Annotated in this window: 9 protein-coding genes; 4 read left to right on the plus strand and 5 right to left on the minus strand. The window is 70.4% G+C overall.

The annotated features are described in order from the left end of the window. Positions 1 to 140 precede the first annotated feature (140 nt). A complete protein-coding gene (locus ACFV8T_RS34170; protein WP_385335179.1) occupies positions 141 to 308 on the plus strand; it encodes a hypothetical protein in 168 nt (55 codons plus the stop codon). A gap of 66 nt (positions 309 to 374) precedes the next feature. Here ACFV8T_RS34170 and ACFV8T_RS34175 read toward each other — a convergent pair whose 3' ends face one another. Together ACFV8T_RS34175 and ACFV8T_RS34180 are read right to left on the minus strand one after the other, a co-directional pair. Then, entirely contained in the window at positions 375 to 866 is a 492-nt protein-coding gene (locus ACFV8T_RS34175) for a hypothetical protein (protein WP_385335181.1), read from the minus strand. 349 nt (positions 867 to 1,215) lie between these two features. Continuing rightward, positions 1,216 to 1,863: a ScbR family autoregulator-binding transcription factor gene (locus ACFV8T_RS34180; protein WP_385335183.1), complete on the minus strand. Its 648-nt coding sequence runs from the start codon at positions 1,861 to 1,863 to the stop codon at positions 1,216 to 1,218. Between the two features lie 572 nt (positions 1,864 to 2,435). Between ACFV8T_RS34180 and ACFV8T_RS34185 the strand changes: the two genes are divergently transcribed. Continuing rightward, positions 2,436 to 3,122: an HAD family hydrolase gene (locus ACFV8T_RS34185; RefSeq protein WP_385335185.1), complete on the plus strand. Its 687-nt coding sequence runs from the start codon at positions 2,436 to 2,438 to the stop codon at positions 3,120 to 3,122. A 275-nt stretch (positions 3,123 to 3,397) separates the two neighbouring features. On the opposite strand, the gene ACFV8T_RS34190 is transcribed toward ACFV8T_RS34185, so the two are convergent. Then, positions 3,398 to 3,682 carry a hypothetical protein gene (locus tag ACFV8T_RS34190; protein WP_385335187.1) on the minus strand — a complete coding sequence of 95 codons (285 nt, stop codon included), beginning with the start codon at positions 3,680 to 3,682 and terminating at the stop codon, positions 3,398 to 3,400. A 442-nt stretch (positions 3,683 to 4,124) separates the two neighbouring features. Next, positions 4,125 to 6,368 (minus strand): alpha-N-acetylglucosaminidase, encoded by a 2,244-nt coding sequence (locus tag ACFV8T_RS34195; protein WP_385335189.1) that lies wholly within the window; start codon positions 6,366 to 6,368, stop codon positions 4,125 to 4,127. Between the two features lie 246 nt (positions 6,369 to 6,614). Between ACFV8T_RS34195 and lysA the strand changes: the two genes are divergently transcribed. Then, entirely contained in the window at positions 6,615 to 7,967 is a 1,353-nt protein-coding gene (lysA, locus tag ACFV8T_RS34200) for a diaminopimelate decarboxylase (RefSeq protein WP_385335191.1), read from the plus strand. A 9-nt stretch (positions 7,968 to 7,976) separates the two neighbouring features. Continuing rightward, positions 7,977 to 8,900 carry a LysR family transcriptional regulator gene (locus ACFV8T_RS34205; protein ID WP_385335193.1) on the plus strand — a complete coding sequence of 308 codons (924 nt, stop codon included), beginning with the start codon at positions 7,977 to 7,979 and terminating at the stop codon, positions 8,898 to 8,900. A 42-nt stretch (positions 8,901 to 8,942) separates the two neighbouring features. Here the strand turns inward: ACFV8T_RS34205 and ACFV8T_RS34210 are convergent, their stop codons facing one another. Further along, a complete protein-coding gene (locus ACFV8T_RS34210; protein ID WP_385335195.1) occupies positions 8,943 to 9,686 on the minus strand; it encodes a serine hydrolase in 744 nt (247 codons plus the stop codon). Between the last annotated feature and the right edge of the window lie 126 nt (positions 9,687 to 9,812).

The raw sequence follows: 9,812 nt of genomic DNA on the forward strand, positions 1-9,812 counted from the left end.
GCCCGAATACATCCAGTATTCGGGCGTCCCTCCGCCTTGCGATGCACCGCATCCGACGCCGCACGCCGACCCACCAGGGATTACGGGACAGCCCTCAGGAACTCCATGATCCTGCCTGACGGGACGGCGATGAACTGCGCATGCGTCTCGACGTACTGCATGCGAGTGGTGCGTACCTGATCCGGGCGGAGCTGCGCCGGGGCGCGGACGGTGACGACATCCGGGGAATCGCAGCTGTGAGGCGGCAGAGCGACATTCGCGCGCTTCTCGGTGGGGGCGCGGTGGCACGCGCGGCCGCAGCCATCTGATGTCACTCGATCAGTGCTGTGCGCCCGCGCGCCAGCGGAGTGATCGTGGTCATGCTCCGAGACCGTTCACCCGCTGGTGTCATAGTGCGGCTGACGCATCACGAAGCGATCGTGCCGGGCGGACGGCAAACGCCTGGTCATCGCGGCCTCCGCACAGTGGGCGAAGCACCCGCTGTCCGGCCTGCTGCCGGCGCGGACCGCGGTCGACGAACCACCGCTGCCGCCACACGTCCCGTCCCCGTGCCAGCGTTGTTCGTCAACATGCTGCGCGAGCACATCGACCGGTTCGGCATGGCGCCGGATGGTCGAGCGCCGGATGGCCGACTCTTCCGAAACGAGGCCGGCGGCTGTGCCGGTACCGCTGCTTACGGCAGAACGTGGGCGCGAGCGCGCGAGGATGCCTTCGATCTCGGCGAGCGCGCCGTCCTGTCGACCGATCGGTGCAGGACCTCCACCATGCAGGCATCTCGTTCCGGCTGGTTTCGCGAGCCGACGCCGCAGAGTGCGCCCGGCGCGCCGGGAGAGCATCCAGGTCCCGTTCGGCCAGTCGGCGGTCATGGCCGTTCGAGATCGAGCCCGGTGGTGGCGTCGCCCCGCCACCGTGGCGTCCGGGGCTCCGTGCCTCATCGGTGCGAGGATCGGTGCGAAATTCGCACACCCCGACCGTCCCGCGCGGCGATCGTAGGGACATGGCCACGCAGGTGAACGGTATGGCGGGATGGATGACTGCCGTCAAGCAGTGGTCTCAGTGGCAGGACCCGCGGCTGAGCAATGCCGTGCTCAGCAATGCCGTGCTCAGCAAACCAGGACCTCAACCGGGTCACCTGTGGCATGCGCGCGTCGGGCGCCCCGCAGTTCCTGCCCCCGTCGTTCCTGCCCTCGCAGGAACTCCCGGACGTGCCGTGCCCTACGCCGAATTGCGGGGCGTCGACCCGTGGTGCGCCCAGGCCCGCGCTACCAGGGCGGCAGGCTCGGGGCGTGCTTGCAACGCCTTGAGGATCAGCAGCCACCACCGGTGCAGCCGGTCGGAGAGGTCCTCATGCTCCGCCATCTCCTCGGTGAGGTCGTACAGCCCGAAGAACGCGCACACCAAGGTCGTGGCGGTGCCCGACGGCTCGACCTCGTCGGCCAGTTCGCCCTCGGCGCGCGCCTCGGCCAGAAGGCGCGTGACGGCAGCCGTCCAGACGGCGAAGGGCGTGGGTATGGCGACGTCGATGGTGCGGCGCTCAGCCCACAGACGCGCGCCGGCCCGTGCCATGACGTCGTCGCGCAGTGCCTTGGCGATATCGAAGCTGAGGGCGACCAGCTTCTCCAGCGGCGGGATCCCGGGGGCGGCGTAGCGGTCGGCCAACAGCGGCCAGGCTGCGAACTGTTCGCGTACGACCGCCAGGGCGAGTTTCTCCTTGCTGGAGTAGTGGAAGTAGACGGCTCCGCTGGTACGCCCCGAAAGGTCGCTGATCTCATTGATGCTTGTCCGTGCGTACCCTTGTTCAACGAAAAGGTGTGCTGCGGCTTCCAGCAGTGACCTTCGGGTCGCGCGTGCCCTGTCCTGCATGCGTGTTCCGCCTTCGTTCGCCCGTGCCCATTTTTTGATCCGGGAAAGTCGTGCGCCGTGGCGCACTGACGGCGCTCCGTGCCGTTAATGCGTGGAGATTATTATTGTTCTTGGGTCGTACGTGGGTCCGGCCAATGGCGGAAATTCGCGCTTCGCCGGTGCCGTCGAGCGCGCTCACCGGTCTCCGAGGTTCGGTATCCGTCGCCAAGTCACCTTGTATCCAACGGAGTTGGAGGGGTGAAGGTTTCTCATTCGCCCGTCGCCGGTTGTCGCGCGCGCTTCGCGAGTACTTGTTAATCAGCGTGCCGTCAAACACTCGAAATGATGATTGCGCCCTCTCGGCTGGGAAATTAACGTAGTCATCACGATGTTTCTGGGGTCATCCGGAGAAGACCGGACGATGTCCATCGCTGGAGGACCCGGAGGCGAAGCATCGGCCTTCACGCGTGGTCGAGCGGGGCTCGTTCGACAGCGCACCTTCTGCGGCCGAGCGGGCCTCTCCGCAGTCCCCCTGCTTCTTACTGCGAGCACTGACGACGCGGGGCGGCGCGCTCTTCGAGAACGGCAGGCAAATGACACCTCGTCGCATCTTCACCTGGTCCCCGGCTGCCATCGTCTTCGACTGCGATGGAACCCTGATGGATACCGAACGACACTGGCAGGACGCGCGCAGCCGGGTCTTCGGAGAGTTCGGGCTGAAGCCCCGTCCTGGCTTCGCCGAGCGGGCGAAGGGCGTGCACTACACCGAGTGCGGCGCCCTCATGGCCAGAGAGACCGGGAAGCCACAACTCGCCGACGACATGACGATTGCGCTCCTGAGACACTTCATGGCGCTCGTTGCCGAAGACCCCGTGACCATGCCGGGTGCGGCGGCGCTGGTCCGCCTCGCCGCCCGCCATCTCCCGCTCGCGGTCGCCAGCAACTGCCCGTTGGACGTGGTCGAGTCCAGCCTTGCCAGGGTCGGCCTGCTCGGCTACTTCGCCCATGTCGTCGTCGCGGGCGACGGGCTGTTGCCGAAACCCCAACCCGACGTCTACGCCACCGCGGTCCGCCTGTGCGGCGTGCAGCCGGAGGACGCGCTGGCTGTGGAGGACTCGGTCACCGGCGTCGAGTCGGCCCGGAGAGCAGGCATGCGCGTGCTCGGCGTGGGACCTCGACCGGCCGATGAAGGGGCTGACCAGGCCGACCTGTGGCTGCGCACTCTGGCTGATCCGGAACTCCAGGCATGGGCCCATACCTGGGTGGACGGGACCGCCTAGCGGACCTGCACGACTGGGGCGGACCGGCAGGCCGGCACCGGGAGTTCGCCCTCCGCTCCGACCTCGTCCTCCTCGACGCGGTGGGCGCGTACGTCCGTGGCTTCCCGCACGGAGACTCACCGGCCGGGATCCACTGGAATGCGCCCGCCTGGGAGCCGTGGCGGGGGAGTGTGCCTGCACCGCGCAGGGCTCCACCGCCCTTGTCCTTCAGGAAATTCTGCCGGCATCGGACCATGCCCGATAAGGGAGTGCGTAGTCCGTACGGGCCCGCAGCGTCATCCCCCCCATCCACTATGGGTTACGGCACCGCCTTCAGCCCCCAGACTCCGAGCGGTGAACCCTGCACGGCCGGCGAGTGCCGTCAACTCCTCGGCCTGCGCGGCGCGCAGACACACCACCGGGTAGCAGTCCGATTCGATGTCGAGGACGGCGGGTGCCGCGCCGACATCGCGATAGTGCCGGCCGCAGGCCGCCAGGAAATCGGCGGTCGGCAGGGACATCTCGTCGGCGTCGAACAGCACCCAGGGGTCCACGGACGGCCGGGAGACGAGCGTACTCAACTGGGCCCGGATCTCCTGCGGGTCCCCGAGGCCGGGGTGCCCTCTCGGGCGTTCACGAAGAAGCCTGGCACAGGGGTATGACAACGGACGCCGCGCCGGGCTGCTCCGGCAGGACGCACGCCAGGAGCGCACGAGCCGTAGCCCGGCGCGCCCGCAGCGTACGAGCCTCGGGCCGAGTGCGGCCCCTGGGCAGGAACTTGCCCCCTGTCGTTGCGGGGTCGGCCCCCTCCGGGGGCCGGCCCCGTCGAATCCGTAGCGCAGCGGTTCGTCCTGCGCCCGGAGCCCGAGCCGGTTGACGTACAGCGCATCGGCGCACATGTCCTCCGGCGGGGCCTCGGCCTCGCACGGCCAGGTGATCTGGATGACCGCGGGCCGACTCGTGACCCGCATGCGCAGCCCGCGTGCGGGACCGCCGTCGAGCACCGCGGTCAGTCCGTTCGTCTCAGGCAGGGCGGGCTTCCGGTACCGGCAGCGATGCCCGTACGGTTTCGGCCAGCGCCACCGGGTCGCCCGTGGGCTCCACCGGATAGCTCTTGCGCTCCAGGTTCCAGGCGTTGTCCCGCTCGAACCAGTCGATGGCGGCCGGCGGCTGCCCGGTGACCAGGGCCGTGTCGAGGGAGTCGAGATAGAGCGTCCACCGATCGGCGTAGAAGTCGCGGATCAGCCCCGACCATTCGCGGTTCGCGTAATCGCGCAGTCCACCGGACTCGCTGCCGGAGCGATGACCCCAGGTGGTGAGGATCGAACGGGCGTCGAACTCGGCGGCGGACCGCTCGGCATCGGTGCTGCCCCAGGACCTGGAGTCCTTCAGCCAGGGCCCCAGCATGAACCGCCGGTCGGTGGCCAGCAGCCGGTCCAGCAGGGCGAGGTCCCGCTTCCACTCCGCGGCCCGCTGCCGGAAGAGGGCGAGAGCCTTCCCCTCGTACGCGGCCCTGATCTGCGGCAGCAGCGTACGGCTGCGGTTGGCCAGGGCCTGCCGGGCCACGTCCACCACATCGAAGCGGTACGCATCCGACGTCCGCAGCGCGGGGGCGACTTGGAGCAGCTCCGCCAGTGCCTTCCGAACCGTCGACGCGTCGTACCGCATGGCGGGCGGGCTCCAACTGGCCGATGTGTCGACAGTCAGCCCGGGGCGTGCGGTGAAGAGGCTGTCCTGGGACTCGCTCCAGGTGCCGGACGAGGTGCTGTACGGGCCGGTGCGCAGGAGTTCCCAGGCCCTGGCCGCATGTGGGTCGGCGCCTCCGTAGCGTCGCTCGGCGTAGGCGGCGAACCAGGCGGAGTGGTCCAACCGTTCCGTGTGCCAGGCAAGTTCGGTGAAGAGCTCGTACGCGGCCGGGTTGCCGCCAGTGCCTTCCGGGAGATAGGCGATGCCCCGGAGCGCGCTGTCCGGCTTCGTGCGCCACTCGTCGAACCGGGCTGTCCAGACGGCGGTGTTGGCGCCGATCGTGGTGTGGCCGCCGAAGTTGGGGATGGTCCCGAAGGCGTAGGGCGCGCCATGCCATGCGGCCTCGCGGTCCAGGCCGGTGTAGCGGTCGGCCAACCCGTCGACGATGAACAGCCTGCTCTTGTCCACCGCGTCGATGAGCTGCGTGGACGGGTTGCTCTGCCAGCCGAGCAGCACCCAGGTCGAGCCAGGATGCGCTCTCTGCAGAGCGTCCATGACGGCCTTGGCGGCGTCCTCGACCGGCACGTTGCCCGGAGTGCCGCCCTCGTGCAGCAGATCCATCTTGTACATGGCCGAGTCACCGAACAGCTCGTGCTGACGGCGGTAGAACACCTCCGCCACCTTCGGGAACAGTTCGCTGCGCGGATCCAGCCAGTCCGGGCGTTCGAAGCCGACCCAGTCGCCCTGCGGGACCACGGGGCCGGCAGGGTTCCTGTCGGTGAACCCGGGCGGCACCGTGCCGTAGTAGCCGGGCAGGACCGGCGTCATGCCGAGGCGGCGCAGCCGATCGGCGATCTTTCGGCCGAGCGCGGCACGCCGGTCCAGCGTCTTCTCGCTGACCGGGCCGCCGAATCCGGACATGTTCTGCATCAGCCACCACGGTTGGTGCGCGGGGCCCGGAATCCAGGAAGTGAGCTCCCTCTTCGTGTACCCGAACTCCTGGAAGGTGTCGTAGTACACGGCATCCGCGCCCATCTGCACGAACACTTCGTTGACGCCGTGCAGCGCGAGGACGTCGATCTGCTTCTCGTACGAGGCCCAGTCCCGGTACGCCCCCGAATAGCCGTCGTCCGTGTCGTTGAGGGCGAACCGGTGCGGTACCGAGGCGTCCCGGCGCTCCGTGCCGAGGGGCGCCGGGAGCTTCTTCGGAAGCTTCGATGTGCTGTCACCGGGCCAGCCGATGTCCACCCGGGCCGTGTACTTGAGGTAGTGGTCGACGCCGCTGAGCAGCACGGCGGGGCTGGTGCCCCGGATGCGGACCCGGCCCGTCGTGCCGGAGACGGTGAAGTAGTCGCCGGATGCGGGGCGGCCCGCAGGCACGAGGTCGAACTGCCCGGCGTGGTGCGGGAGCAGGCGCCGCAGCGCCGCCTCGGCCGGCCCGGAGTCGAAGGCGGGCCTGTCGCGGGAGACGGCTGCCGCGTCACCGGCAGGGGGGCTCATTGCCGTGACCGGGCTCGGCACAGTGACCAGTACGGCGAGAGCGGACGAGCAGACGACGATCCAGGATCTGAGGCTTCTCAAGGGTGACCTCGTCCGACGAAGGGATACGGGGCTTGCCCGGAACATGGTGCGGCACCGTGCCCTCCACGGGAACCGGCGGAGGCGACACGGATGCGCACCGACTGCCTCGTACCGGTGCCGGTGTACCGGCATCGGTGTACGGCGCGAGCATCGAAATCCGTGAGGCTCAGCCATAGAAGAATGCGCTTTTATGATCCCCAGTGCAGGCCGCAGGATGGCTGCGAGCCGGCTTCCGGGGAGGAACGCATGACGTCAGCCATCGAATCGGGCCTGCTGCCCGGCACGTCCGAAGTACGTCAGGAAGGGCTGGCCGTCGGTGGCGTCCTGCTCACCGAACTGGCACGGCGTTTCGGAACACCTCTCTTCGTGTACGACGAGGAGCATCTGCGCCGGCGCTGCCGGGAAGCGGTCGCCGCCTTCGGCCGGGACAACGTCGCCTACGCCTCCAAGGCGTTCCTGTGCACGGCCATGGCCCGGCTGGCCCACGAGGAGGGGCTGTTGCTCGATGTCGCCTCCGGCGGCGAGCTGCGGGTCGCGCTGCACGCCGGGGTGCCCGCCGATCGGATCGTCCTGCACGGCAACAACAAGGACGGGACGGAACTGCGCACGGCCATGTCCGCCCGGGTGCGGCACCTGGTGGTCGACAGCTTCGACGAGATGGACCGCATCGAGCGCCTGCACGCCGAGGAACACCTGCCGCCCGCCCGGATCCAGCTGCGGGTGGCGCCCGGAGTGGCCGCCGGCGCGCACGAGGCGATCCGGACCGGTGGCAACGACTCGAAGTTCGGCTTCGGCCTCGCCGGCGGAACCGCGGCGGCCGCCGTGCGCCGGGCCGCCGGTTCCCCCGCGATGATCCTGGAAGGCGTCCACGCGCATGTGGGCTCGCAGGTGCTGGACACGGCAGAGCTCGCGGCCGGCGCCGCGGCCGTCGCCCGGTTCGCCGCCGACTCACGGATGCACCGGCTCACGGTCGGCGGCGGCCTCGGCGTCGCGTACGAGGCGGGACAGACCCCACCGTCGTTCGCCGAATGGGCGGCCCGGGTACGGACCGCGGTACGCGACGCGGGCTGGGGCTCCTCGGTCACCGTGGAGCCCGGCCGTTCCATCGCCGCCCGCGCCGGGCTGACCCTCTACCGGGTGGGCACGATCAAGCGGATCGAGGGCGTGCGGACGTACGTCGGCGTGGACGGCGGGATGAGCGACAACCTGCGCCCCGCTCTGTACGGCAGCCGCTACGAGGTGTTCCTGCCGCGCAGCCCGCGCGCCCCCCGGCCCATGCGGGCACGGCTGGTCGGCAAGCACTGCGAGAGCGGTGACGTGATCGTCGACGACGCCGCCCTGCCCGCCGACCTCGCGGTGGACGACCTCCTGGCCACGCCGGTCACCGGCGCCTACGGATATGCCATGGCCTCCAACTACAACAAGCTGCCGCGCCCCGCCGTCGTCTTCGTACGCGACGGCCGCGCCCGCACCGTGGTGCGCCGGGAGACCGAGGAGGACCTGCTGCGCCTCGACGTGGACGAGCCCGCCGGGTTCCCGGAGCCGACGGAGAAGGTACGGTCCGGCACCGGAGCGGCGCAGCGCGTCGGCACGGCCTAACCTGACCCGATGCTGAACAGTGCCCGACTGCTCGTCCTGCTGGAGATAGCCCGTACCGGCACCATCGTGGCCGCGGCCCAGGCGCTGCATCTGAGCCCCTCCGCGATCTCGCATCAGCTCGCCCGGCTGGAGCAGGAGATCGGAGTGGCGTTGGTGGAACGTCAGCCGCAGAGCCTGCGGCTGACCGCGGCCGGGGTGCGACTGGCCGAGCACGCGCAGGCGGTCGCCGACCTGATGGCCGTCGCCCAGGACGACCTGCGGGCGCACTCCGGGGGCGAGGCCGGCGTCCTGCGGCTGGGCTTCTTCGCGTCCTCGGGCCTGGAACTGCTGCCCCGGGCGCTGTCGGGGTTCGCGGCGAACCGGCCGCAGGTCGAGCTGGAACTGATCCTCGGGCAGCCGCACGAGCTGGTGCCCGACCTGGAGGCGGGCCGGCTCGATGCCGCTGTCGTCTTCGAGCATCCGCTGGACCCCTGGTGCCGACAGGCGACCGTGGACGTGGAGATGTTCTTCGACGAGCCGCAGCTGGTGGTCCTGCCCCTGCGGCACCGCCTCGGGCGGCACGCCACGGTCCGGCTCGCCGCCCTGGAGGGGGAGAGCTGGATCGGTACGCACGGCGGCCACACCGGCGAACCGGTTCTGGAACGCGCGTGCGCGGCAGAGGGCTTCCGCCCCCGGGTCCGCTGCCGCAGCGATCATTACCAGGTCACGATCAACCTGGCTCGCGCGGGCATGGGCATCGCACTCGTCCCGGCCCTCGGGCTCGGCGACACCACCGGCGTGCATGTCTGCCGACTGGACCACCCCCGCCTGCACCGGCGCATCGGGGTCGCCACCCGGTCCACCAACCGCAACCCGCTGCTGCAGATCTTCCTCGCGGAACTGCGCTCGGCCGCCGAGGAGATCAGGTCGCTGCTGGAGGTGCAGTGGGCGTGACCGGCGTACCGGTCACGCCCCTTCGGTGCCGGTGCCCGTGCCTCAGTCGGCGGTCCGGCGCCCGGCACAGGCCGCGAGGGTCCGCCCCACGTCCCGAATGGCGTGCACGGCGGCCCGCTCGGTGCTCGGTCCCAGTGCCGTGTCCCAGTGCGCCACCACCGCGTATGCCAGCCGGCGCCTGCCGATGATGACACCGGCGTCGGCACGGACCCCGGTGTCGGTGCCGGTCTTGTTGGCCACCAGAAGCCCGTCGCACAGCCGCTCGGGAAAGCCCGGTTCGTACGGGTCGTGGTCGACCAGTGCGGGGACCAGGCCGTGGTCGGTGTTGGCACGCATCCAGCGCAGCAGCCGGGCGGAGGCCGCCGGGCCGCTCATGGTGCCGCGCACCGCGTGTGTCACCAGCCGCGCCAGGTCCCGTGCGGTGCCGGTGGCGAAGACGGACGGCACATCCGGGCCCCGGACGTCGCGGACCTTGTCGTGCAGCGTGAGGTGATCGAGCCCGAGCTCCTGTGCGAGCCGGGCCGTGGACTCGCGCCCCACGAGACGCAACAGCGCGTTGGTCGCGGTGTTGTCGCTCACCGAGGCGGTCAGCCAGGCCAGGTCCTCGACGGTCCAGCCGCGCCCGCTCAGCCGGCGCAGCAGACCGGTGCCCTCCGCCATGTCCTCGTCGAGGACCTCCACGACACGGCCGGCGGGCAGTTCCCCGGTGTCCAGCCGGTGCGCGACCTCGGCGAGCAGCAGCAGCTTCGAGGCGGACGCCACCGGCAGCACGGTGCGCTCGTTCACCCCCACCGTGGTGGGGCCCCGGCTGGTTCCCACAGCGGCGGGGACAGCGGGGGGTGGGTGGGCGTCACAGCGATCGACCCGCCGTCGCCCGTCACAGCACCCCGCAGAGTCCACCCCCCTCTCCCC

Source organism: Streptomyces sp. NPDC059832, from assembly GCF_042731715.1.
Lineage (GTDB): Bacteria > Actinomycetota > Actinomycetes > Streptomycetales > Streptomycetaceae > Streptomyces.

Bases quoted from the DNA above. Each gene is read 5' to 3' on its own strand.
- ACFV8T_RS34205 (WP_385335193.1), top strand. From the start codon at position 7,977: ATGCTGAACAGTGCCCGACTGCTCGTCCTGCTGGAGATAGCCCGTACC.
- ACFV8T_RS34185 (WP_385335185.1), top strand. From the start codon at position 2,436: ATGACACCTCGTCGCATCTTCACCTGGTCCCCGGCTGCCATCGTCTTC.
- ACFV8T_RS34175 (WP_385335181.1), bottom strand. From the start codon at position 866: ATGACCGCCGACTGGCCGAACGGGACCTGGATGCTCTCCCGGCGCGCC.
- ACFV8T_RS34180 (WP_385335183.1), bottom strand. From the start codon at position 1,863: ATGCAGGACAGGGCACGCGCGACCCGAAGGTCACTGCTGGAAGCCGCA.
- ACFV8T_RS34170 (WP_385335179.1), top strand. From the start codon at position 141: ATGCGTCTCGACGTACTGCATGCGAGTGGTGCGTACCTGATCCGGGCG.
- lysA (WP_385335191.1), top strand. From the start codon at position 6,615: ATGACGTCAGCCATCGAATCGGGCCTGCTGCCCGGCACGTCCGAAGTA.